This window comes from Pannonibacter carbonis (assembly GCF_003012935.1).
Classification (GTDB): Bacteria; Pseudomonadota; Alphaproteobacteria; order Rhizobiales; family Stappiaceae; genus Pannonibacter; species Pannonibacter carbonis.
Map to the genome: position 1 here is coordinate 29,211 of NZ_PUDR01000014.1, position 22,900 is coordinate 52,110.

The window sequence follows — 22,900 nt, forward strand, 5'->3', positions numbered from 1 at the left end:
CCTTTATCGATCGTCTGGCTTGGGCGGCGGTGTCGGCCCGCTGCCGCCGCTGCCGCCACGACCGGATGCGTTGTCAAGCTTGGCGTTGGCGAGACCGAGCAGCGAGCCGGCATAGGCGCCGGGCGAACCGATCGCCTTGTCGCGGGCGGCCGAGGCGACGGCTCCTCCTGCTGACGCGGCGCCGCGAAGACCGGCGACGGCCGCGCTGCCGAAGGAGGCTCCGCCGGCGCGGGCAGCCGTATAGGCCGAAGCCCCTGCCTTCGCCCCGCCCCAAGCGAGCGCTGTGCCGCCCGCGGCAAAGCTCGCGGCCTGTGCCCCATGGCGGATCGATTCCATGCCGCCAGTCACGGATGCGCCCTGAATCACACCCTGGACAATGTTGGGCACATACATGGCGATGACGAAGATCACTACGGCGAGGCCGGCGATCGCGAGCGCCGTCTGGTACTGGTCGCCGACGCTCGCATTGTTGGCGAGGCCGATCAGCACATCCGAACCGATCTTGGCGATCATCACCAGCGACATGAGCTTCATGCCTACCGAGAAGGCATAGACGAGATAGCGGACGGCAAAATCCTTAGTGAAGGAGGAGCCGCCAAGACCGAGCATGATCATGCCGGCCATCAGCCCGACATACATCTCGATCAGCACCGAGACGAAGATCGCCGCGACGAGTGCAAAAGCGATGACGCTGATGATCATGGCGAGCGAGGCCGATAGGGCCAGCGCATTATCCTGGAACACGCCGAAGCTGATCTTCTCCGACATCTTCGAGGCGACGGTCAGCCCGGCATTGAAGACGTTGGCGGGCGAAGCCGCCCCGCCGCCGGCGCCGATCTGGTAGAGGCTGTCGACGATGGCCTTCCCGAGCGCGGGTCCGCGATCGAGCACGAAGGCGAAGAAGCCGATGAACATGATCCGGCGCACGAGCTCAGCGAACCAGGCATCGAGCGAGGCCGCGCCGATGGCGAGCCAGACCGCGGCGATGCCGATCTCGATGCCGGCGAGAATCCAGAACAGCGAACGGGCCGCGTTCATGATGGTGGTTTCCCAGCCCTTTGCGGCCGTCACCACCTGATTTTCGAGCGTGTTGAGCACGCTGCCGTCCTGTGCGAGCGCTGGTGCGGTTGCGTAGACCAGGACGAACAGGGCGAGAGCGAACATAAACGTCGACCGGAAGGAAGGATGTTGCGCTACCATCGCGGCTTCATCTCCTGGCCGTTCGTCGTGTCGTACTCCTTCGGGGCGGCGAAAAAGTCGCGCGCCCTCTTCCGACGCTCCTCCTCCGACAGAGTTCCGGCGCTGTCAGTCGGGGCGTCGCTCCATCCGGCCGGGCGCGTGACGATCCACAGTGCGACGCCTGCAGTGAAGCTGAGGCCGGCGGCGAGAGCGATCAGGATGATCTTCGTGCGGCTCACCATCTCGGCTTCATCTCCTGACCGCCGGTCGTGGAGGGTGCCGTCGATTTGAAGAATTCCTCGCGACGCGCCTGCGCAAGATCCTTCTCGGCCTGTTCGGATTGGTACCAGGTCGCCATCATCGTCATCTGTTGGGAGACGAGACCGCGCAGCTTCTGCATCTGCGCAACCTGTTGGGTCGCAATCTGGTGCCCGACCTGCAGCGCCTTCATCTGCCCGTCCGAGGTCTCCGACAGCGTGCGCAGCTGCGACATCGTCGTTTCCTCGGAGGAGAACTGATCGGCGGTGAGCCCCGCTGCCTTAAGTGTGCCGGCGATCGTGTCGCGATTGGTGGTCGACCAGGTCTGGTAGGTCGAGGAGAATGTCGCCTGGTTCGGCAGGTTGGATTTGAAGTCGGCGAAGGTCTTGAAGCGCTGCTTCAGCACGTCGTCTATGTTGCCCATCGAGAAGGCGATGCCTTGCCCTTGCACAACCACGCTTTGCAGCTTGTTAAGATCGTTCGCGACCTGTCCCCAGACTTGGGTTGGAAGCTGCGCCGTGTTCTGCAGAAGGTTCTTATAGATGTTGAGCTGATTCTGGATCTGCTCCGCGAGCTGCGTGATCTGCTTGATCTGGTTGTTCACCTGCTCGGCCGATTTGCCGACGAGGCTGATGAGCTCGCCGTTGTTGAGCATCTGCGTCCATTCGGTGGCGCCGCCCGTCAGGCCGCCGCCAGCCAGGGCATTGCTGGCCACAAACGGAAGCGTGATGGCAGCAGCAGCAGCGCCGCGCAGAAATTCAAGCCGGGTCATGTATGAGAAGCGCTTCAGCATGGCCGATCCCCCTTTCTTCCATCCAGCGCGCCGGCCATCCCTGACCGTGAGCAGCCTTCAGCTCTGTAATGCGTTTCAGATGATCGCGGCCCGAGGCGCCGGCGAAGGCGAGCGCGACCGGACCGAGTGCCATGTCGAATAGCCGTCGGCCGGCGGGTGAGGCGACGTAGTATTCGCGCTTCGGAATCGCGGTCGCGACGATCTCGATCTGCCGCTCGTTGAAGCCGAGCTTCTCGTAGAACTCGCGCGTTCCGGGCTCGCGCGCCGATCCGTTCGGGAGGCAGATCTTTGTCGGGCAGGATTCCTTCAGCACGTCGACGATGCCGGAGCGTTCGGCGTCAGAGATAGACTGGGTCGCGAGCACGACGGCGCAATTGGCCTTGCGCAGCACCTTCAGCCACTCCCGGATCTTGTCGCGGAAGACCGGATGACCGAGCATGAGCCAGGCCTCGTCGAGAAGGATCAGGCTTGGCGCTCCCGTGAGCCGCTTTTCGATCCGGCGGAACAGATAGGTGAGCACAGGCACGAGGCTGCGCTCGCCCATGTTCATCAGCTCCTCGATTTCGAACGTCTGAAAGGCACCGAGCGTCAGCCCGTCGGTCTCCGCATCGAGAAGATGCCCCATCGGCCCGTCGACAGTGTAGTGATGCAGCGCGTCCTTGATCTCACGCAGCTGCACGCCTGAAACGAAGTCCGATAGTGAGCGCCCCGGCGCATTGGCCATCAAGGCGACCTGGCGCGAGATCGCATTGCGGTGCTCCGGCGAAACCGTGACGCCCTGGAGGGTCACGAGCGTCTCTATCCACTCCGAGGCGAACGCGCGATCGCCGTCGCTGCCGAGTTCGGCAAGCGGGCAGAAGGTCAGTTGCGGCCCCTCCCCTTCCCCGTCGCTGCCGATCTCGTAATGGTCGCCACCGGCCGCGAGCGTTAGCGGCATTAGCGAGCGGCCCTTATCGAAGGCGAAGATTTGCGCGCCGGTATAGCGGCGGAACTGCGCCGCGATGAGCGCGAGCAGCGTCGACTTGCCCGAGCCGGTCGGTCCGAAGATCAGGCTATGGCCGACATCATCGACATGGAGGTTCAGCCGGAACGGAGTGGAGCCCGACGCGACCTGCATGAGCGGCGGTGAGCCTTCCGGATAGAACGGGCACGGCGCGGAGGGGCTCCCGGACCATACGGAGTTCAGCGGTAGAAGGTCGGAGAGGTTGCGGGTATTGATCAGCGGCTCGCGGAGATTGGCGTACCAGTTACCGGGGAGCGATCCGAGGAAGGCTTCGGTCGCGTTCAGTGTCTCGACGCGGGCGCCGAAGCCCTCGGCCTGCACCACGCGACGGATACCCTCGCATTTCTCCCGAAGCTGCTCGGCGTCGCTCTCGTGCAGCACGATGACAGGAGTGTAGTAGCCATAGGCGACGAGCTGCGATGCGGCTTCCGCGATCGCATCTTCGGTCTCCGTCACCATCGCCATGGCGTCTTGGTCGACCGATCGGCTTTGCGTCTGGAACAGTTGGTCGAAGAAGGGACGCACCTTCTGCTGCCACTTTTTTCGGGTGCGTTCGAGCTTGTCGCGGGCCTCGATCTCGTCGAGGAACATGAAGCGGCTCGACCAGCGATAGGTCAGCGGCAGCTGATCGAGCAGATTAAGGATGCCGGGCCAACTCTCGGCCGGCAGACCGTCGATCGCCACGACGCCGACATAACGCCCGTCGACCGTCGGCGTCAGGCCATGCTCGTATTCGGCAGTGACCAGCCAGTCGAGATACATCGGGATCTCGGGCAAGCGCACCGGATGGTTCTCGCCAGTGATGCAGAAGCGGACGAACTGGAAGCCCTCGTCGTAGCGGGCGATGCGCTCCCCTCCCCGCTCCGGAACCTCGCGTGTGCGCATGCGCTGGATCGACAGCGCGTTAGACAGATACTGCTCAACCTCGCGGATCGAGTTGCGGAAATTGCCGAGCGCCGTATCCGCGAAAGTGGCGGACCGGCTGTCGCGGTCGGAATAGACGTACTTTGCGACGCCGGACTTGCGTCGTTCCGGAGGGCGCCAGGTCAGGATGAGCGCGTGCCGGCTCTCAAAGTGCCCCCGCTCCCGCTCGAAATGTGCGCGTCGCTCGGCATCGATCGCTTGCGTCACCGCGTCCGGGAAAGCGCCGGCGGCTGGATAATCGGTTGTGGGGATGCGCAGCGCCTCGACCTGGATCATCCAGCCGGAGCCGAGGCGGGCAAGGATGGCGTTGATCTGGCGTGAGACCTCGTTGCGCTCGGCATCGGTCGAGCTCTCGCTGTCAGGCCCGGCGAAGTACCAGCCGGCCATCAGCGAGCCGTCCTTGAGCAGGACGATGCCATCGTCGACTAGCCCGGCATAGGGAACGAGATCGGCGAAGGAAGGGCCGGAATGGCGGAATGTGCGCAGCGCGACCACCGGATTCTCCTTCAGAAACGCCGCCAGGGCGTCGAGGTTGGCCGGTAGTGCTGGCGATAGCCGACATGACGCAGATAGACGCGGCGCATCATCGGGTCGGCCTTGGCCATCATCCGTAGCAGGCCGACGATCACCGTCCAGATTGCGATGCCGAACAGGGCCGCGTACCAGGTCAGCACCACGAAGATCAGGATGACGGCGGCAAGCCCCGTCAGCAGGACGAGCTCGCGGTCCGCGCCCATCAAGAGGTTCGGGCGCGACAGCGCCCGATGGATGCGGGAGCGCGCCAGTCTGGAGCCGGCTTCAGCCATGTCCACCCTCCCCTCCTCCGACGGCCGGAACCGGTGGCGCGGAGGGTTCGGAAGGGGCTGTCGTCGATGTCCCGATCGAAGCGCCGGTCGAGCCGAACAAGGCGACGATCTGCGTGGCTCCGAGCAGGATGCCAGCTACCAGTACGACGTACATCAGCCGACGAGCGAAATCGTTCAATTCGCCGCCGAAGATCAGCATGCCGCCGGCGATCGCCACCGCTGCAAGGGCGATGAACCCCGCTACGGGGCCGGTGATGGATTGCTGGATCTGCTGGAGCGGGGATTCCCATGGCAGGCTGCCGCCGCTCGAAGCTAGGGCTTGCGATCCGAGGTGCAGAACCAACAGCGCCGCTACGGCGCTTGCGGCGAGAAATGTTTTACGGTCATGCGACATGGACGTCCTCGTCGAGTTGGGCATAGGATTCGGTGTGGTAGCGGCCGCCTTCGAAGCGCTCGACATGAACGACGTCGCGCACCCGCCGGCCTCGCCCGGAGCGTTCGATCGAGACGATCAGGTCGACGGCCTCGCCGATCACTTCCTGCATCGGCTGCTGGCTGACTTCAGCGGTGAGCTGCTCGAGGCGGCGTAGCGCCGACATGGCGGTGTTGGAATGGATCGTGGTGACACCGCCGGGATGACCGGTATTCCACGCCTTGAGCAGTGTCAGCGCCGCGCCGTCGCGTACCTCGCCGACGACGATGCGGTCCGGCCTGAGGCGCATCGTGCTCTTGAGAAGACGTGCCATGTCGATCGTATCGCTGGTGTGCAACGCTACGAGGTTCTGGGCCGGGCATTGTATCTCGGCGGTGTCTTCGAGGATCAAGATGCGATCGTCGGGAGCAGTCTCGGCGATCTGCGCGATGACGGCATTGGCGAAGGTTGTCTTGCCGGAGCCGGTGCCACCCGAGATCACGATGTTGAGCCGCGAGGCTATCGCATTCCTAACGATCTCGGCCTGGCGACGTGTCATGACCTTGTCGTGCACATAGTCATCAAGCGGGATAAGTCGCGAGGCCCGACGACGGATGGTGAAGACTGGTGCCCTTACGACCGGGGGCAGCAGGCCTTCGAAGCGATGCCCTCCGATCGGCAGTTCACCCGAAATGATCGGGCGCTCGTCATCTGCCTCCGCGTGCAAAGCATGTGCGACGCTGCCGATCACGATTTCGGCTGTCGACGCTGCCATCTCGCCGGCGGGCGCAACCCCATGGCCGAGCCGCTCAATGAACAGCCGGCCATCCGGGTTCAGCATGATCTCCACAACCGAGGCATCGTCGAGGGCGACACACAGTTGATCGCCCAAAGCCTCCTGCAGCTTCCGGACCAGACGAGGGTGGGAACGCAGTTGCGTCATGCCGCAGCTTCCCTCAAGCCGCGCGCCGCAGTGGCGCGATGGAGGATACGTAGCCAGCCGGCCGGACCCGCTCGAAGCTGTCGGCATCTGTGGGAAGTAGACCGACGACGGCATTTGTGTTGCCGAGGCGCTTGGGCTCGCCGATTCGCGCCATCGTCCAGCCGGCCCGACGGAGGATACGCTCAATCCGGACGTCGGTGGCCGTAACGAGCTCGGTGTATCCATTCTCCATCGACCATTCGATGATCGCGGCGAACATAGTCCAGGTCGCATAGTGGAGCGCCTGCCCTTCCCGCCCAGTCTCGAACGATGTATCGACGCAGAAGCGAGAACTCTCGATCATAGTGGCGTGCGGACAAAACAGCCCACGCTCGCCGAGTTCCGGGAACAGCACAGACAGCAATGTCGGCCCTGTCGCCGGAAGTAGGCGGGCACATCCGACCACCTCGTTCCGCCCCGCCACGGTCAGAATGTAAGTCGGTTTGCAGTCGTCGAAGCCGTCCGCCTCGCGGCCATCCCTGACGTCGACATCCCAGTTCATACGATCGCGGAAGATGCGCGCTCGAAGTTGATGCATGTCACTTAGAAGATCAGTAAAGTCCTTGTAGGTATCCGGCGCGATAGCCATTGCCCGCATGTTCTGTTCTCCGACTCGATTGAGGTCGGATTACAAAAGCGCACCATCGGGAAGGAGCCGCGACTAGTGAATTTATGAGCGCGGTTCTCGACAGAGGGTACTGAGTCGGGGGGCAAGTGGCCGCAAATCGCTCCGGGGATGAAAGAAAAGCGGGCCAATATACCTGATGAATTTATTAGTCGGTATCAGAGCTCGATGTCGGACGCTGAAGTCCTATCTAATTGAAACGGTGGCATAAATGGTAACCGTGTGTCGCGAGTCGCGGCCATTGCCCGACATTCGTTAATACCTCGTTAACCTTAATCCCGTTGCCCGCCAGGGGGAATCGTGCCTATTGTCGGAGACGGAAAGAGCGCGTCTGACGCTCTAAAAGCGTTTTGCGACGAGGGCGACATTGAAGTCTGCGGCATCATCTCTGGAAATCGAGAGCACTTCGGCTCGAATTACGCGCCGCGCGGAGGCGCTGTCGCTTCGTCTTCGGGCTGTGGGTGAGCGGGCATTTCCCCCTACAGCCCAGAAATCTCTCCGTTCGTTCTCGTCAGGCGAAGTTGCCCAGATCGTTGGCGTGTCTGACGGGTATCTGAGGCAACTTTCTATCGACGGTTTGGGCCCGGCGCCGGACGTCAGCTCGAGTGGTCGTCGATCCTACACGCTCGAGCAGGTGAACGAACTGCGCGAATATCTGGCTACGGCGCGTCCGAAGGAGGCGTTGAGGTTCTGGCCTCGCCGTCGCGATGGCGACAAGTTGCAGGTCATTACCGTGGCCAACTTCAAAGGTGGTTCGGCAAAAACGACAACGTCGCTCTATCTCGCGCAGGGGTTGGCTCTACAGGGATATCGCGTCCTGGCGATCGATCTCGACCCTCAGGCTTCGCTGTCCGCGATGTTCGGCCTCCAGCCGGAGTTCGACATTGCTGAGAATGCGACTCTCTACGGAGCCATCCGCTATGATGAAGTGCGCGTGCCGATGAGGGAGGTAGTGCGTTCAACGTACTTTCCGGGCATCAGTATCGTGCCTGGCAATCTTGAACTCATGGAGTTCGAGCATCAGACGCCTCGACACATGATGGAAACGCGCGGTCGTCCAGAGGAGCTGTTTTTTCGGAGGGTGGCCCGAGCGATCGCCGAGGTTGACGATGACTACGATGTCGTTGTGATCGACTGCCCCCCGCAGCTTGGCTTTCTGACGATGGGTGCGCTCAACGCCGCAACGGGAATGATTGTGACAGTCCATCCCCAGATGGTGGATGTGGCGTCCATGAGCCAGTTCCTGCTTATGACCTCCGATTTGATAGCGGTGATTGAGGATGCAGGTGGCCGTCTCGACTATGATTTCTTGAGGTTTCTGGTGACGCGACATGATCCGAGGGACGTGCCGGAACAGGAGATCGTTGCGTTGATGAGAGACGTGTTTGATTCGGATGTACTGGCGGCCACGGCCTGGAAATCGACTGCAATAGCTAATGCAGGTCTGACCAAACAGTCCCTGTACGAGCTCTCGCGTGGTTCGGTAGGGCGCTCGGTGTACGATCGCGCGATGGAATCGATCGCCGGTGTGAATGAGGAAATTATTGCGTTGATCGGCGCGGTGTGGGGGAGAGGCAAATGATGCTCTCCTCGCCTTGCTGTTCGCGCACGGTGTTGTCTGCAGACAACGTGAAATCTTTCGCGGCGGCGTCAGCAGTGTTGCGCGCTGCTCACGTCCCTTCAATGTTGTCTGCAGACAACATGCTTAGCCGCGCAAGCTCCGCCAAGCGCAAGGCCTCGGGATGGGCTGAGGGGGCTCTCGGTAAGGAGTGGAGGGCCTGGCATTGAGCAAGCGGACCCAATCTATTCGATCGATGTTCGCGGCCAAACCCGAGGAGGCGTTGTCTACGGACAACAAACACCCCCCGGCAAGGGTGTCTTCCGGCGCGGTGCGGTCTTTGAAAGACACGTTTTCTGGCGTTGAAAAGGACTATCAGGAGCTCCGAGAGAAGCTCGCTGGCGGCACTGTAGCAATTGAAATCGACCCCGCGACTGTCGATCCATCTCCGCTTGCCGATCGCTTCAGTGATGGAGACCCCCAGTCGTTCGAGCTCCTGAAGCAGTCCATCGCGGAGCGTGGACAGGAAATCCCGATCCTGGTGAGGGAGCACCCGAGCGAACCTGGGCGATATCAAAGCGCCTATGGTCACCGTCGGGTACGAGTGTTGAGGGAGCTTGGCCGCCCGGTAAAGGCCTACGTGAAAATTTTGACGGACGAGGATCTCGTTGTTGCTCAAGGTATCGAGAACTCAGCCCGAGAGGATCTCAGTTTCATCGAGCGCGCGGTATTCGCCATGCGTTTGGAGGAGGGTGGGTTTAAAAGGGCCGTGGTGCAAGCGGCGTTGTCTATCGATAGAGCGGAGGCCTCCAAGCTCGTAGCCGTGGGAAAGAGTGTTCCGCCCGACATTGTCGAAGCGATTGGACGAGCCCCTAAGATTGGCCGCGGCCGCTGGCAGTCGCTCGTCGACAACCTGCAACAAGCGGGAGCAGCTCAACGCGCTCGAGCTGCGCTCAACTCGGATCGGGCGAAAGCCAAAGCCAGTGATGAGCGATTTGCATTGGCCTTGTCAGCAGCGACGAAAGCGGAACAGCCCGATGGAGGCGTTGGCGAAGCCATCGTTGCGCGAAGCAGCCGCGGAGACGAGATCGGCAGATTGACCCGTACCGCGAGGCATTGCCGTATCCAAATCGATCGGGAGAGAAATGACGCATTCGCTGAGTTCGTCATTCGCAAGCTTCCCGATCTCTACGCCGCATACTCGCAAGAGGAGAAAACGGACGAATGAGCAGGGCATAAAGCCTGAATAAGAACCAGCAAAGAAAAAAGGCCCCCGAAACGGATTCCGGAAGCCCTTTCTCGATCTTTGGCGAGTTTGAGAATCGCACTTCCCCGAATCACAGTCAAGCATCCTTTGCGGGATGAACGTCGGTCTCGGCGGCCGAATTTCTTTGCCTAGCGATAGGTGAAGGACAATGCAGACACATATTTCAACGACGCCCTTTGGGCGGCGGCCGATGACACTTGGCCAAATTTCAAGTCAGATGACGGCAAAGGCTAGGAAGCCTGAGGCCGCCGCCCACAAGTGGAAGGTGTTCCAGGACATTCGGGAGGCGCGGGATTTGCTTGGCGCGACAGATCGCTCGCTCGCGATCCTCAATGCCCTTCTCACCTTCCACCCCGAAACAGCGCTTACCGGTGACGCCGAGCTTATCGTCTGGCCGTCGAACGAGCAGCTTGCAGCCCGGGCGAACGGGATGCCGGCGACGACGCTGCGCCGGCATATCGCCGTGCTGGTCGACTGCGGGCTGGTCATCCGGCGCGACAGTCCGAATGGCAAGCGCTTCGCGCGAAAGGGCAGGGGCGGGGAGATCGAGCAGGCATACGGGTTCGACCTTGCTCCGATCGTCGCACGAGCTGAGGAGTTCCGGAATCTCGCTGAGGCCGTGGAGGCCGAGAGGAAAGCCTTCCGTGTTGCCAAGGAGCGTCTGACGCTGCTGCGTCGCGACGTCGTGAAGCTAGTCGAGACGGGAATCGAGGAGGGGGTTCCTGGCAACTGGGGCAGGGTACAGCAGACCTACCAGGCGATCGTCGACCGACTGCCTCGCTCTGCGCCCCGTCAACTGCTCGAGGATATCTGTGCCGACCTCCACGGTCTTTATGTCGAAATCCGCGAAGTGCTGGAATCCTTCACGAAAACACAGAATCCGGATGCCAATGAGTCCCATTCTGGTCGTCACATACAGAATTCAAAACCAGATCCTACATCTGAATCTGAATACGGCCTCCGAAAAGAGAAAGAAGCGAGTGGCACCGTCTCGGAAACCGACAACGTGCGGAGCCTGCCGAAACGGGAATTGCCCCTTGCGATCGTGCTGGACGCTTGCCCCGGAGTGCGGGAACTTGCCCAGAGCGGTGAAATCCGACATTGGCGGGACTTTCTTGCCGCGGCGGAGCTTTTGCGGCCCATGCTTGGGATTAGCCCCAGCGCTTGGCGTGAAGCGCGGGAAGCGCTGGGGGAACAGCACGCCGCGATCACGCTGGCTGGCATTTACCAGCGTGCTGATCAGATTGCGTCGCCCGGCGGCTATCTGCGCAGCCTGACCGATCGTGGCAAGGACGGGAAGTTCTCAACCTGGCCGATGATCATGGCGCTGCTGCGCGCCAAGCTCGATGGACAAAAGGCTTCCAACGCTGCAGCTGTGCCAGCAGCTTCTACTGGAGTGAGTGGCGGCAACCTTCGGGCGTCGGATAACCTGCTGAAAAGCCTCAATAAGCCGAAAGCTCGCTGATGGTCGATGGCGTTTCAGCTCCGCGTCGGCGCGACGTCGTCATCGGCGAGAAGGCCGGATCGACGGGCTCGGTCGATGAGGTTTTTCACCGAGGAGGGAGACCATTTGGTGCCACCGCGCGGGGTGCGCTCGTGAAGGCGCTCGAGCTGTCCGGCGACTTCGCGAAGCGTGAGGTTTGGGTTCACGGCTTGGATACCTGCGACCAGTGTCATCAGTCGATCCTCGGGCAGCCGGGGAGGGGACTTTTTGAGCAGCACTGCGTCGGCCATACGCTCGCTCACCATCCACTTCACGGCCCGGCGCAACCGCTCCGGCGTCCACTCGAGGCCGCGCTGCTTCAGCACGCGGGCGATGTCGTCCCAGGTGTGGTCCGGGCGCATGCGGCGAACCGTCGGAAGCCACTGGCTGGCCGTTGCCTGGACCCGATCGCCATAGGCCGCCTTCTGCGCCGCCGTCATCTTCGCCAAGGCTTCTGGCCGGCGTTCGCGGACACCTGGATTGCCCGGAAGCTTCCCCCGAGCTTTGGCGGCACGAATTCCGGCCTTCGTCCGCTCAGAGATCAGTGCGCGCTCCAACTGGGCGACGGCGCCGAGCACCTGCAGCGAGAACATGCCCTGTGGCGTCGAGGTGTCGATCGGATCGCGCAGCGAGCGGAAGTGAGCTCCTTTAGCGGCGAGATCCTCGATTACCTCGAGCAGATGGCTGACGGAGCGCGCCAGACGGTCTAGCCGAACAACGACCAGCGTCTCGCCGATGCCGATATCGCGGATGAGTTTGGCAAGGGCGGGGCGTGCTCGCGATGCACCGGAACCGTGTTCCTGGATGATGATATCGCAGCCGGCCGCGCGTAGCTCGATCTCCTGCGCTTCCGTCGCCTGCTCATCCGTGGACACACGCGCATAACCGATTAGCCGCCCCTGAGATCGACGGGAAGCGCGATTTTGTGTGTCAGCGGCCATTTGCAGCGCCTAAGAGAGCATTTAAAAGTGAGTTCCAAATGCAGAGGATACGCATAACCGTTCGTTTGTAAACGTCTCTTATGCCCCCCTTTGCTGAGGAGCTCAGCTGAAAATCCCATGAAATCAATGACCTAGGGGGGGTGAAGGCGGTGTCAGGGGACTGCTGTTCAATCGGGAGAGCCACGGCGCACCATACTGTACACGCGTCAGAAAAAGATATCCATGTGACGGAAGCGAATTGCGCTATAGCTTCTGTATGAAGATAAATGCGACGTATCTGCAATGACTTATGAAATCGATGTATTGCCCTTGCAGACCCTGCTTCCGGCCATCGCCCGGGCCGAGGACCAACTCGCGCGCCTCGACGAGATCGTGCGGCGCAGCGCGGTCGGCGAGGGCTTCACAGAGAGGGGGCATTTCTTCGACGCGGCTGCTAGCATGTGGGTGGCTGGCGAGCTCGTCCATATCGAGGATCTGGTTCTCCACGACGCTCGCATGGATATCCGGGCGCCGACGCATGAGCTGACCATCGCGCACGCCATTCTTCGATCACGCCGCCGGATCGCCGCAGGCGAGCCGGGGTGGGCTCTCAGCGAGTCTGGCGTCGCGTCGCTTGCTGGAACGACCGCTGTCAAGCCGGAACCCGATCCTGTTCCGGTCGAGCGGGAAGGGGAGAAGGCGCGGGATCCCGATGACCACGATGACGACCCACTCTTCCGCGAGTTCGCCCATATCGACGCCATCATCAATCGCTCGCAGCGAATTCTGGACGGAATAGCCGACGGCTCAATGCCGGGGCCGCTTGAACGACCGTCATTGTCCGTCGGCGATCTCGTCATCCGGGATCCGGACTGGGACGAGCGCGAGCGGATGGCGCAATGGCGGGCTGTGCTGAAGGAGACCGAAAGTCTGCCGCCCACGCTCTCCGCGGCGCTCCTGTTCGATGCGTGGGAGACCATTGAGCCTCTACAACGGCAGCATCCGCTCGGCGGTCAGCTCGTCGCGGCCCACTTGCGCGCGCGTGGAAAGGTTGCGTCGCACCTGCCTGGGTTTCATGTCGGGCTAAAGGCTATTCCGCGGGAGCGCCGACGCGCGCACGGGAGGACGACGCGGCTGTTTGCTTTCCTCGACGCGCTGTCGGCCGCGGCTGAGGCCGGTATGAAAGAGATCGTCCGACTCGGTCAGGCGCGAGAGCAGATGGAACGGAAGGTGAGAGGGCGGCGGTCCTCAAGTAGCTTGCCGGCTGTGATCGATCTGATTCTCGCGAGACCGATTGTCTCGGCGGCGACAGTCGCGCAGGCGGCGGACGTCACGCCCCGCGGCGCCCTGAACCTACTCGCGGAGCTCGGCGTCAGAGAATGCACCGGGCGGGGCCGTTATCGTGCTTGGGGTTTGCCCTAACGACCCATCGCCCGTCATGCGTCTATGGGTTCTTGGGAGAACGTCCTATGTAGAGGTAGCGTGAGGGCGGCAGTATACGATCGCCCGCGTTGGCCGTCGAAATCAAACTCGTAGAGGCAGATCCTGCCCAGGGCTGTCTGGCGCTGCCCGAAGAAAAAGGTGAAGGCGTTTGGCGCGGCCACGAAGAGATGTGTCAATCCGGCGCCGCCGGCCTTTGCGTCCCGTATCGCTCCGCTGGCCGCGTCCGCGAGTTCGAATGCATGCCGTCCGCATATCACCGATTGCGCGCCCGGTCCTGTGTCGGGCTTGAGAACGAGGAGACGGCCTGCCGTGGAGAGCGTGGTTTCGCAATAGCGCTGGACGTCGGCCGTGACGTCATGCGTGAGCCCGATGGCTACGGCGAGGTCTGACCCGTCCGGTCGCAATTCTATGAGCTCGGCCTTGAGGGTGGGCCATGTGGAATCCGAGGTCGCGTCGTCGGCCGACCAGATACGGCGACCAGTCCCTCGCTGCTCCAGCTCGACCTGGCGCCCCGACTTGATATTGATCACCGATCCTGCCGCGAAGGCCAGCGTAACGTGGGCATCGAGTGCAAGTCGGAGGCGCGGCTCATTCTTGGCTGCCGTGAGAAGGAAAGCTCTCAGTTCTGGATAGAGTTTTGCTTCCCAATCCGCATCACTGCGGATGTAACGCTCGTCAAAGGACGGGATCAGGTCGAGGACGAGGTGACAGCGTTCCTCCAGTTTATCGAAGGCATGCTCAAAGGACTTTACGCCGTAGACTTTGGGCCCGCCCTCAGCCGATCCCAGAATATCTTCCCGAGCGCAGACCGCGCGGAAGCTCGCCCGGTCAAATTCCAGTCGTCCCTGCGCCATCCATTGGAAAACGATATCGTCATATGGAAACGCGCTTCGGTTCGCGGGGATGCGTTTCAGGCCTACCAATCCGAAGAGGATGTCGAGCTGATCGCGCAGGCCATCCAGGGTGTCGGTCGCCTCGCCGAACGCCAGCGTCCGCGCCAGAATGCGCAGCTCCGCCTCGTCGATGCCGAGGTGCTCTCGCCACGCCTTGCGCACGGAGCCAGCCTTGCTGTTGTCGGTCACCGAACCATAGAGGCGATCGAGACGCATGGCGCCTGAACGCATCCCCACCATCTGACGCAAGGGATCGGCCCGGTCGAGGCGCCAGTTGGTCACCAGCTTGAACCGTACACCGCTTCCGGCTGGAGCATAGCTGAGCTGCGCCTCCCGGGCCCGCTGTAGCAAGGAGCGAGCATTTGCGTTGATGAACTCGGGATCGACGAGGTGGGAATAGCCATAATTGTCGGGCGTCACATGCCACTTGCACTGCATGTGCTCTCGCAGCAAGGGTTCGCCATACTGATCCGAGGCGCAGCGCACCGGATCATATTCGACCCAGATGTCGTCGAAGCTTTTCGGCCCGCTCTCGAATCCCACCTTTGTGACGGGACTTACCGGATCCAACAAGCGCGCGGCATGCCACCAGAAGAGCCGGGCCTGGAAGGTGTCGCCATCGCGACGAACGGTCACCGCCTGCGTCATGCGTTCACCTCAGATCGCAGTCTCGCCGTCCCGGAAGGGAGGCGTCGGAACCATCGCGCGAGCGATCTCCACCGCGCGGGCGCCATCGATTGGTTTCGACGGATAGGCGTCGAGCACGATAGCCGGGAGCAGTCTCTGGGTGAGGTCAGAAAAGGTGAAGCCATACTCGCGGCCGCCGCGTTGTGGCCCGGTCGCGGTGACCAGGGCGTCAATCTGCTGGCGGGCGAGACCAATCGGTTGCAGCCGGGCGGTGAGGACGAAGCGACGCTGCTCGTCGCCGGGACGTTCGAAACTCAGAATGTCGGCCGCCCTGCGGCGCACTGCGGGGTCGAGCGCGCTGATCCGGTTCGTGCACATCAAAACCGCCGCGGGAAGTTTCGCATTGGCGATACGGTCGATTCCCCGGATGAAAGCGTTCACGCCCGCCTTGTCTTCATGATGCATCTGGGCTGCCTCACGCGATTGGGCGAGGGCGTCTGCTTCATCGACGAGCAGGATGACGGCGCCGCGGGCCTTGCCCGACGGGGACTTGAGCTTGGTCGCCTCCGCCACGGTGTAGTCGAAGGCGGCGGAGATCAGCTGCGTCATCTCGCCGACGCGCCCTTGTCCCCGCGTCGAGAGGCTGAGGGGCAGGAGCGTGATGTCGATCTTCTCCTGCCGGGCCACCGCGTCGCCAATCGTCTCGGCGAGCTCTGTCTTGCCCGAGCCGACGTCGCCGGCGAGAACCACAAGCGGGGGGCGCCGCAACACAGTGTCGAGAAGCGAATCGGCATCGGGATGATGCTGGCGCGCCCAGGCCATAAGACCCGTCGGGTTGACGAGCAGACCGAGAATCTTTGCCAGCCGATTTTTTTGATCGTCGAGGCCAACCAGCCGCGCGAGCCTAGCCTGCGGATCGAAGTCGGGATATGTGATGCGCCGTTCGAAGAGTTCGTCCAGTGTCGGCTTCGTGCTCATCAGAAACTCCTCACAGTCGCGCGGTCGAGGGCCTTGCCGCCGGACGAATAGGTCCGGTCGCTGGCGAGATAGCCGGTGATGCCGGGTTCGGCCGCTCCGCCTCGGGAAATCGGGAGCGTCTTCTCGAAGGCGTCGCGCTCCGCCTGGGTCAACTGACTCCACGCGGCACTGTGGGTCAGGTAGCTTTTGAAGACCGCGCCGCTGACATTGGCGTTGTGGCGCACACGGCCGGGATCGTCGTCATTGGCGGATGACCCGGCGAGATCCTTTGCCGTATAGCGCAGTGTGGGCTCGATCCAGTTTCCGTCTTTTTGGAAGCCATAGGTGACGGTGCCCAGATAACCGGCCCGGATCAGTTCGGTCACTTCCGCCTCGAACTGTGCAATGCGCTCGTCGGACGGGCTGCCGTAGAAACGCTGCATGCGCTTGAGATCCGCCGCGACCTTGGCGGCCATGTGCCGCGCATGGGTGACCGTGAAGGTCGCGGTTTCCGTGTAGCTGTAGCTTGTGGACATGGCGACCTCATACCTGGAAGGAAGAGCCGAAGACCTTCTGCCAGTAGGCGACGGTCAATTGCTTGTTGGGAGCGGCGAGCGCTGCGTCGATGGCATCTCCAGCATCGAGAGCCGCCTCGACGATCGCATCTGCATTCGCGGCCGTGTAGAGCCGCGCGACGTTGTTGACGGCATTCACGGGGTCGATGATTTGTACCGGATCGGAAAACGTTCCAACCGAGGACCTGGGATAGTAGTCGTCGAAGATAATCTTCTCCCTGAAGTCGGTGCGGGCGATGTAGGTGAAGAAGTGCTGCAGCGCCTCCGGATAGTCAGAGAAGTCCAACCCGTCGTCGCACAGCTTGGCGAGGATCATCTCGATCATGAACGACTTGAAGCGGAATCCGTCTCGCTCCTGCTTCGTGCGCCTTGACCAGAATTTTGCGAGACGCACCACCTGCGCGAAGTGCTTCTCCTGGGCGCGCCTGCGCTTGCCCGCGAACTCCAGATGCAAGGGAATGCTTGTCTTCAGGAAGGAGCCGTCATCCTGGCTGACGAGATTTCCATACCATTGTGCGTCGCCCTCATAGAGGATCGGCACCACATCGACGTCTAGCCCGCTCCCACGGAAGGAGACCGTGACCGAATAGGTCTGGGGTTGGACCTGATCGGGGCTGAAGTTCGGAAATGCCTTGCGCAGCCTTTCCGCCAGATAATCGAGCAGCGCTTTGACATCCTTCGGGGCCGCCGCGCCACTGATGTAACAGGCGACATCGATATCGTTGAGCGAGCGAAGCGCCGTGCCCTTCGCGAGGCTGCCCGACAGCATCATTTTCCTGAGCGTGAAGTCAGGGTGCTCGGCGAGATAGCCCTCCAGCTTTTCGCGAAGCCGCCGGGCCTGGGCCCGATATTCATCCGCCTTGTCCTTCGGCAGGTTGACCTTGTCCTGCGCGAAGGCGGCGATCTCATTATGACCGACGTGCTGTCGCCCCATATCCCGCTCCTGTTCCCGGGCACTCTGGCCCAGCCTCTGACATGGATATAGTAGCTAAAAAATAGCTATTCAAGATGTGTATGCTAGCTATTTCACGTTGACAAAATCCTCTTGATTCTCTATATGCTGCATATAACGACGGAGGATGAGATGACGGCGAAGCGAACCATGACGCTGAACCTCACCGACGCCGAGATGCGTGTTCTGGACGATCTTTCGGCCCGGAAGGACATCACCAAAACCGCTGTGCTCCGGCAGGCCTTGCGCCTTTACCAGACGATCGATGCTCGGGTCGAAAGGGGTGAAAAGCTCCTGTTTGAGAATGACACGACCAAGGAAAAGGCGGAGCTGATGCTTCTATGACGGTCGAGGTCTCGAAGGTCTATCTTCTCGACGTCGCAACGGGTGAGGGCGTCGAGGCCGAGTTGCGCGATGCGATCGAGCAGGCGCAGATCGATGATTGGGCGAAACACTGGATTCCGGTGGTACTCGCAGCGATCCAGGATTTGGTCGCACGCCAGGTGCCGCGCGCAGACTGGCCTCAGAGCCTGCATTGGAACTGGCCAAAGAAGATCACACGCGTGCAGGGCATGCTGGCCTTCCCCGGGTTCAGCGTTGTCGCACAGGGGGTCACCCAGGGACTGGCGCAGCTCGATTTGACGAGAGGCTGCCAAGAACCTGGCCAGAAAGGTAAGCCTCTCGTCTACGTCGAGTATCTCGAGGTGGCGCCCTGGAATCGCTCCGAGCTTGGGGCGACCCCTCGGCTTCGTGGTGTCGGTACCGTGCTGCTCACGGCGGCCATCGCGCTGAGCTACGAAGAGGGATTCAAGGGGCGGATCGGCCTGCATTCCCTGCCGCAAGCCGACGCTTTCTACCGCAGGATCGGCATGACCGACCTTGGGCCGGATCCCGCCTGCCAGAATTTGCGATATTTCGAGATGACCGTCGAGCAGGCTCGCGCGTTCTTCGAAAAGGAGGAAGGACGATGAAATTTGAACGGAGCAAAGAGTGGTGGATGGCTCGGGCACGTCGTGAAGGCGACGCCGTCATCGGCGCCGGCTTGCTCGCGTTCGATCCGATACCCGAGGAGCGTCCAGCCAGCGCTCCCACGGCGGTCGTCGAAGAGACCCGTATTGCGTTTGGCCGTTTCGTGAATCTGATGCGCCGTCGTCGTGGGTTCTCGATGGAGCGGCTGGCTCAGGTCGCGGACCTCGATGCAAGCGAGCTTCTGGTGATCGAGGACGATCTTCATTACGTGCCGGAGCCGCGCACGGTGTTCAAGCTGGCGGAAACCTTCGAGGTTTCTCAGCAACGACTTATGCAGCTTGCAGGATTGGCTGCGGCAAACGATGCTGGCTTCCGTCAGGAAGCGGTGCGTTTTGCCGCGCGCTCTGAGGCCGTGCATAAGCTGACCCCTGAGGAAAGCTCGGCTCTGGAGGCGTTCGTCGCTGTGCTGAGTGAGCAGGAGCCCAAGCGAGTGAAGTGAAGAACGTCAGTCTCGGACATCGCACCGTCGCCGACATCAACGGACAGATTGCCAAGGTTCTGCGTGGCCTTGGCAATCCCGAGCCGCCCATAGACCTGCGCGTTGTTCGGGATCTCCTGAAACTTGATCGCGGCTACTACAGCACCACGGACGACAGTCTTTTGCGCGAAATGTTCTCCCGCATGAAGGTTGCTGGCCTGCAGGTCCTCAAGCGCCCGACAATCCTGCGGGAGGCCGTTCAAACACTGAGCCTGAAGGCGCTCTATCTTCCAGATCAGAAGCGTATTCTGCTCGACAAGGATCTCCCGCCGCTCAAGCACCGTTGGAATGAAGCTCACGAGATTGGTCACGACATCATTCCCTGGCACGCCGGAATGATGCTGGGCGATACTGAGCAGACCCTCACGCCTTCCTGCCACGCCATCATGGAAGCCGAAGCGAATTTCGCGGCCGGGCAACTTCTTTTTCTATCTGACCGCTTCGCCGCCGAGGCGGGCTCCTCCGCGCCCAGCCTCGGGCTTGTCAAGAGCCTCAGCAAGAGCTTCGGCAATACCATGACTTCCACGCTCTGGCGGTTCGTCGAACAGGCGCATGGTGGCCGGCCTATCGTCGCTCTCGTAACGGGGCATCCGCATCCCACCCGCAGAAAGGCCGATTTCGATGCGGCTAATCCCTGTCGATACTGCGTTGAATCGCCCCCGTTTCGTGAGCGTTTCGGTGCTTTGCGCGAGGTTGATCTGTTCACTGCGATCGTCGGCTATTGTGGGTCCCAGCGCGGAGGGTCTCTCGGCCGTAGCGAGGTCCTGCTGCAAGACCTCAATGGGGATCGGCACAGCTTCGAATTCGAGACGTTCTTCAACAGCCACGAAGCCTTGACGCTAGGATCCTGGCTTCGTCCCTACAATGCGCTGACGATCGTGCGGTCGTTTTAAACGATCGTCAGCTTCGGATCGATTTCGGTCAGTCGGGTTCAGACAACCTAAATGTGGCCTGTGGTAGGTTCTTCGCCCAGGAGAGCCGGTCATTGACACGCAAATATTCCAATCTTCAGATTGCTCTGCATTGGGCGGTTGTCCTGTTGATCGTCGCGCAATGGTGGACGGCGGATGCGATCCCGCGCACCCACAATCCCTTCCTCCGGCCGACAATGGCGGATTTGCTGCAACACAAGTTCCATAACTACAGCGGAATGACGATCGGTGTGTTGATCGCGTTGCGGGTTGCTTTGCGATTTCTTCGCAAACCCGGCAGACTTCAAATCACCAAGGGTTGGCGCGAACGCGCCGCTGAATGCGTTCATTGGGGGCTGTATGCCACGCTCGCGGCACAAGCGTTCACTGGTTTCGTCGCTTCCTACATGTGGGCGCCTGCCGCCGGGATACACAAGGCGATCTGGCTGGTGACCATGACGTTGATCTCGATCCACGTCTCGGCAGCTATTTGGCATATCGCCCGGCGCGACGCCGTCCTCGCCCGCATGCTGCCATGCAAGCGGGCGCCGTAACCGCCGGGCTGAGGCCTACTCTTCCAAAGGAATTCGTCAAGAAACGGCGACGGGAGAAGCTGTATATTGCTTTATCCCCTCCAGGGGGATAGCATTTTAGCATGACCCTAATCACTGCCGCACACGAATCTCATGGGCCCATCGTCAAGCGGCTCAGGCGCGCTGATGGGCACCTTCGCGGAATTATCGACATGATCGAGGCGGGGCGTCCTTGCCTCGACATCGCCCAGCAGCTCCACGCCGTCGAGAAAGCGATTGCCCAGGCCAAGAAGACGTTGATCCAGGATCACCTCGATCACTGCCTCGAGCACGTCATTGGGCCGCTTGCGAAAGAGCAGCGCCGGTCAATCGACGAGTTCAAGGAAATCACGAAGTATCTTTGAAGTGGTGACGCATGCTGCAGGTGCTTGCAAATCGTACGTATCGCCATCTGTTTCTGGCGCAGGTCATCGCGCTCGTAGGAACGGGACTGGCGACGGTGGCGCTCGGGCTTCTGGCCTACGACCTTGCCGGCGCTGATGCCGGCGCCGTCCTCGGCACGGCGCTCGCGATCAAGATGGTCGCCTATGTCGGCGTCGCGCCGGTGGCGGCCGCCTTCGCGGAAAAGTTGCCTCGCCGGACGATGCTGGTCTGTCTGGACCTCGTCAGGGCCGGCGTCGCGATCCTGCTGCCGTTAGTCACGGAAGTCTGGCAGGTCTATGTGCTGATCTTCGTGTTGCAGTCGGCCTCGGCCGGCTTCACACCGACCTTTCAGGCGACGATCCCCGATGTGTTGCCAGACGAAAAGGAATATACGCGGGCGCTTTCGCTCTCGCGGCTCGCTTACGACCTGGAAAGTGTCGTCAGTCCGATGCTGGCCGCTGCACTGTTGACGGTCATCAGCTTTCACGACCTGTTCGCCGGAACCGTTGTCGGCTTCCTGTGCTCGGCCGCGCTCGTGATTTCCGTCACGCTGCCGAGCCCGAAGGTGACCGAGCGCCGCGGCATCTATGATCGCACCACGCGAGGTTTGCGCATCTATCTCGCTACGCCGCGTCTGCGCGGTCTGCTCGCTCTGAATCTCGCCGTGGCGGCGGCGAGCGCCATGGTGATCGTCAATACAGTGGTGCTCGTACAGGCCGACTTCGGCCTTAGCCAGCGTGCCACGGCACTCGCATTGGCGGCCTTCGGAGCGGGCTCCATGACGGCCGCGCTGTTCCTGCCGCGCATGCTCGACAAGCTCCCCGACCGAACGGCGATGATTCTAGGCGCCGGCCTTCTCGTCGCAGGATTGTTCGCCGGCTCTACAGTCTTCAGCTATGGCGTTCTGCTGCCGCTTTGGTTCGTCCTCGGCCTCGGCTATTCTCTGGCACAGACGCCATCCGGGCGGCTGCTCCGACGTTCTGCTCACGCGGAAGACCGGCCCGCGCTTTTTGCGGCTCAATTCGCGCTGTCGCATGCATGCTGGCTGGTCACCTATCCGCTCGCCGGTTGGCTGGGGGCGGAAATGGGGCTGACGCCGACATTCATAGTGCTAGGCATCGTCGCCGCTGCCGCTGTCGGTGCCGCATCTCTCCTGTGGCCAGCGAGCGATCCGGATGAGATCGAACATGTCCACGACGATCTTGTCCCGAGCCATCCGCACCTTGTCGACGCGGTTGCGGTTACAAGAGGGTGGCGCCATCGTCATGCTTTCGTGATCGATAGCCATCACGCTACCTGGCCACGATGATGGGACCGTCGCGATAAGCCGGAGATCCGGGACGGCACGTTACTGGAGCCGGCTCGCGATCCGCTCCATTTGCTGGATCTCCGCGCGTTGCGCCTTGGTGATGGCTTCGCATAGCGTCTTGAGCTCGGCGTCGGCGAGTTTGGCTTCACGGCACATAAGGATCGCTCCCGAGTGATGCGGGATCATCGAGGCGATGAACTGCCGATCGCCGATCAAGGCCTGGGTGCGAGTGGCCCAGAAGGAGCCGGCGGTCAGGATTACGAGCGCGACGTAGAGCCCGATGTTGGCGCTCCGGTTCGGGAACATGCCAGGCATCGTCGCCAACATGAATATGCCCATCGGGGCCCACATGGTGACCGCCATGTAGAGCATGTTCAGATTGTTCCTGAAGTCGCCCCAACCGTCGATCATCGAGAACATCACGATGTACATGACGGCGAGCCCCAGGATCATGTTGATCCAGAACATCAGGTACGGTCGCCCGTGCCCGCCATGACCGGCTCTGTCGTGATCGTGTTTCATTGTATTGTCGCTCCGCATATCGTGCTCCTCTCTTCCCG

The 22,900-nt window shown here is 61.7% G+C and carries 25 protein-coding genes; 11 read left to right on the forward strand and 14 right to left on the reverse strand.

Annotation, left to right across the window (positions count from 1 at the left end; translation table 11 throughout):
- Positions 1-3: 3 nt before the first annotated feature.
- From trbL to traI, 8 genes are read right to left on the reverse strand one after another with little or no spacing between them, the layout of a single operon-like run.
- Positions 4-1,164, reverse strand: a complete 1,161-nt coding sequence (trbL, locus tag C8348_RS17795) for a P-type conjugative transfer protein TrbL (RefSeq protein ID WP_244294048.1) — start codon at positions 1,162-1,164, stop codon at positions 4-6.
- Positions 1,165-1,193: 29 nt separating this feature from the next.
- The gene (gene trbK / locus C8348_RS17800; protein ID WP_106754649.1) at positions 1,194-1,421 is read right to left on the reverse strand and encodes an entry exclusion protein TrbK; all 228 of its coding nucleotides are present in this window, start codon (positions 1,419-1,421) and stop codon (positions 1,194-1,196) included.
- Positions 1,415-2,230 (reverse strand): P-type conjugative transfer protein TrbJ, encoded by an 816-nt coding sequence (trbJ, locus tag C8348_RS17805; protein WP_244294049.1) that lies wholly within the window; start codon positions 2,228-2,230, stop codon positions 1,415-1,417. The genes trbK and trbJ overlap by 7 nt, the downstream gene beginning before the upstream one ends.
- A complete protein-coding gene (locus C8348_RS17810) occupies positions 2,196-4,652 on the reverse strand; it encodes a conjugal transfer protein TrbE (RefSeq protein WP_106754650.1) in 2,457 nt (818 codons plus the stop codon). The genes trbJ and C8348_RS17810 overlap by 35 nt, the downstream gene beginning before the upstream one ends.
- An 11-nt stretch (positions 4,653-4,663) precedes the next feature.
- Positions 4,664-4,963, reverse strand: coding sequence for a conjugal transfer protein TrbD (locus tag C8348_RS17815; protein ID WP_106754651.1), 300 nt, complete (start codon positions 4,961-4,963; stop codon positions 4,664-4,666).
- On the reverse strand, positions 4,956-5,357 hold the full coding sequence (locus C8348_RS17820; RefSeq protein ID WP_106754652.1) for a TrbC/VirB2 family protein: 402 nt from the start codon (positions 5,355-5,357) through the stop codon (positions 4,956-4,958). The genes C8348_RS17815 and C8348_RS17820 overlap by 8 nt, the downstream gene beginning before the upstream one ends.
- A complete protein-coding gene (trbB, locus tag C8348_RS17825) occupies positions 5,347-6,318 on the reverse strand; it encodes a P-type conjugative transfer ATPase TrbB (RefSeq protein WP_106754653.1) in 972 nt (323 codons plus the stop codon). The genes C8348_RS17820 and trbB overlap by 11 nt, the downstream gene beginning before the upstream one ends.
- Positions 6,319-6,331: 13 nt before the next feature.
- Positions 6,332-6,955: an acyl-homoserine-lactone synthase gene (gene traI / locus C8348_RS17830; RefSeq protein WP_106754654.1), complete on the reverse strand. Its 624-nt coding sequence runs from the start codon at positions 6,953-6,955 to the stop codon at positions 6,332-6,334.
- Positions 6,956-7,349: 394 nt separating this feature from the next.
- Between traI and repA the strand changes: the two genes are divergently transcribed.
- From repA to repC, 3 genes are all read left to right on the forward strand, one after another.
- Positions 7,350-8,564: a plasmid partitioning protein RepA gene (gene repA, locus C8348_RS17835; RefSeq protein ID WP_106754655.1), complete on the forward strand. Its 1,215-nt coding sequence runs from the start codon at positions 7,350-7,352 to the stop codon at positions 8,562-8,564.
- A gap of 202 nt (positions 8,565-8,766) precedes the next feature.
- Positions 8,767-9,768 carry a plasmid partitioning protein RepB gene (repB, locus tag C8348_RS17840; RefSeq protein ID WP_106754656.1) on the forward strand — a complete coding sequence of 334 codons (1,002 nt, stop codon included), beginning with the start codon at positions 8,767-8,769 and terminating at the stop codon, positions 9,766-9,768.
- A 187-nt stretch (positions 9,769-9,955) separates the two neighbouring features.
- Positions 9,956-11,272 (forward strand): plasmid replication protein RepC, encoded by a 1,317-nt coding sequence (gene repC / locus C8348_RS17845; protein ID WP_106754657.1) that lies wholly within the window; start codon positions 9,956-9,958, stop codon positions 11,270-11,272.
- A 14-nt stretch (positions 11,273-11,286) separates the two neighbouring features.
- On the opposite strand, the gene C8348_RS17850 is transcribed toward repC, so the two are convergent.
- Entirely contained in the window at positions 11,287-12,231 is a 945-nt protein-coding gene (locus C8348_RS17850) for a recombinase family protein (RefSeq protein ID WP_106754658.1), read from the reverse strand.
- A 282-nt stretch (positions 12,232-12,513) separates the two neighbouring features.
- On the opposite strand from C8348_RS17850, the gene C8348_RS17855 reads away from it, so the two are divergent.
- Positions 12,514-13,632, forward strand: a complete 1,119-nt coding sequence (locus C8348_RS17855) for an RHE_PE00001 family protein (protein WP_106754659.1) — start codon at positions 12,514-12,516, stop codon at positions 13,630-13,632.
- 14 nt (positions 13,633-13,646) lie between these two features.
- On the opposite strand, the gene C8348_RS17860 is transcribed toward C8348_RS17855, so the two are convergent.
- The 4 genes from C8348_RS17860 to C8348_RS17875 are packed head-to-tail and all read right to left on the reverse strand — an operon-like array spanning position 13,647 to position 17,639.
- The gene (locus tag C8348_RS17860) at positions 13,647-15,194 is read right to left on the reverse strand and encodes an SAVED domain-containing protein (protein WP_106754660.1); all 1,548 of its coding nucleotides are present in this window, start codon (positions 15,192-15,194) and stop codon (positions 13,647-13,649) included.
- A 9-nt stretch (positions 15,195-15,203) separates the two neighbouring features.
- Positions 15,204-16,151, reverse strand: coding sequence for an AAA family ATPase (locus C8348_RS17865; RefSeq protein ID WP_106754661.1), 948 nt, complete (start codon positions 16,149-16,151; stop codon positions 15,204-15,206).
- A complete protein-coding gene (locus C8348_RS17870) occupies positions 16,151-16,666 on the reverse strand; it encodes an HORMA-1 domain-containing protein (protein WP_106754662.1) in 516 nt (171 codons plus the stop codon). The genes C8348_RS17865 and C8348_RS17870 overlap by 1 nt, the downstream gene beginning before the upstream one ends.
- Before the next feature lie 7 nt (positions 16,667-16,673).
- Positions 16,674-17,639 (reverse strand): CBASS oligonucleotide cyclase, encoded by a 966-nt coding sequence (locus C8348_RS17875; RefSeq protein ID WP_106754663.1) that lies wholly within the window; start codon positions 17,637-17,639, stop codon positions 16,674-16,676.
- Between the two features lie 150 nt (positions 17,640-17,789).
- Here C8348_RS17875 and C8348_RS17880 point away from each other — a divergent pair, with 150 nt between their 5' ends.
- The 7 genes from C8348_RS17880 (at position 17,790) to C8348_RS17910 (ending at position 22,340) form a co-directional block, all read left to right on the forward strand.
- Positions 17,790-18,002 carry a transcriptional regulator gene (locus C8348_RS17880; protein WP_106754710.1) on the forward strand — a complete coding sequence of 71 codons (213 nt, stop codon included), beginning with the start codon at positions 17,790-17,792 and terminating at the stop codon, positions 18,000-18,002.
- A complete protein-coding gene (locus C8348_RS17885) occupies positions 17,999-18,628 on the forward strand; it encodes a GNAT family protein (protein WP_106754664.1) in 630 nt (209 codons plus the stop codon). Before C8348_RS17880 ends, C8348_RS17885 begins: the two co-directional genes overlap by 4 nt.
- Positions 18,625-19,125 (forward strand): helix-turn-helix domain-containing protein, encoded by a 501-nt coding sequence (locus C8348_RS17890; RefSeq protein ID WP_198647118.1) that lies wholly within the window; start codon positions 18,625-18,627, stop codon positions 19,123-19,125. Before C8348_RS17885 ends, C8348_RS17890 begins: the two co-directional genes overlap by 4 nt.
- Positions 19,122-20,057 (forward strand): ImmA/IrrE family metallo-endopeptidase, encoded by a 936-nt coding sequence (locus C8348_RS17895; RefSeq protein WP_106754665.1) that lies wholly within the window; start codon positions 19,122-19,124, stop codon positions 20,055-20,057. The genes C8348_RS17890 and C8348_RS17895 overlap by 4 nt, the downstream gene beginning before the upstream one ends.
- Before the next feature lie 92 nt (positions 20,058-20,149).
- Complete coding sequence (locus tag C8348_RS17900; protein ID WP_106754666.1) at positions 20,150-20,629, forward strand: cytochrome b; 480 nt, start codon at positions 20,150-20,152, stop codon at positions 20,627-20,629.
- Between the two features lie 101 nt (positions 20,630-20,730).
- Positions 20,731-21,012, forward strand: a complete 282-nt coding sequence (locus tag C8348_RS17905; RefSeq protein WP_106754667.1) for a metal-sensing transcriptional repressor — start codon at positions 20,731-20,733, stop codon at positions 21,010-21,012.
- An 11-nt stretch (positions 21,013-21,023) separates the two neighbouring features.
- Complete coding sequence (locus C8348_RS17910) at positions 21,024-22,340, forward strand: MFS transporter (RefSeq protein ID WP_106754668.1); 1,317 nt, start codon at positions 21,024-21,026, stop codon at positions 22,338-22,340.
- Positions 22,341-22,379: 39 nt separating this feature from the next.
- On the opposite strand, the gene C8348_RS17915 is transcribed toward C8348_RS17910, so the two are convergent.
- The gene (locus C8348_RS17915; protein ID WP_244294050.1) at positions 22,380-22,862 is read right to left on the reverse strand and encodes a DUF305 domain-containing protein; all 483 of its coding nucleotides are present in this window, start codon (positions 22,860-22,862) and stop codon (positions 22,380-22,382) included.
- Between the last annotated feature and the right edge of the window lie 38 nt (positions 22,863-22,900).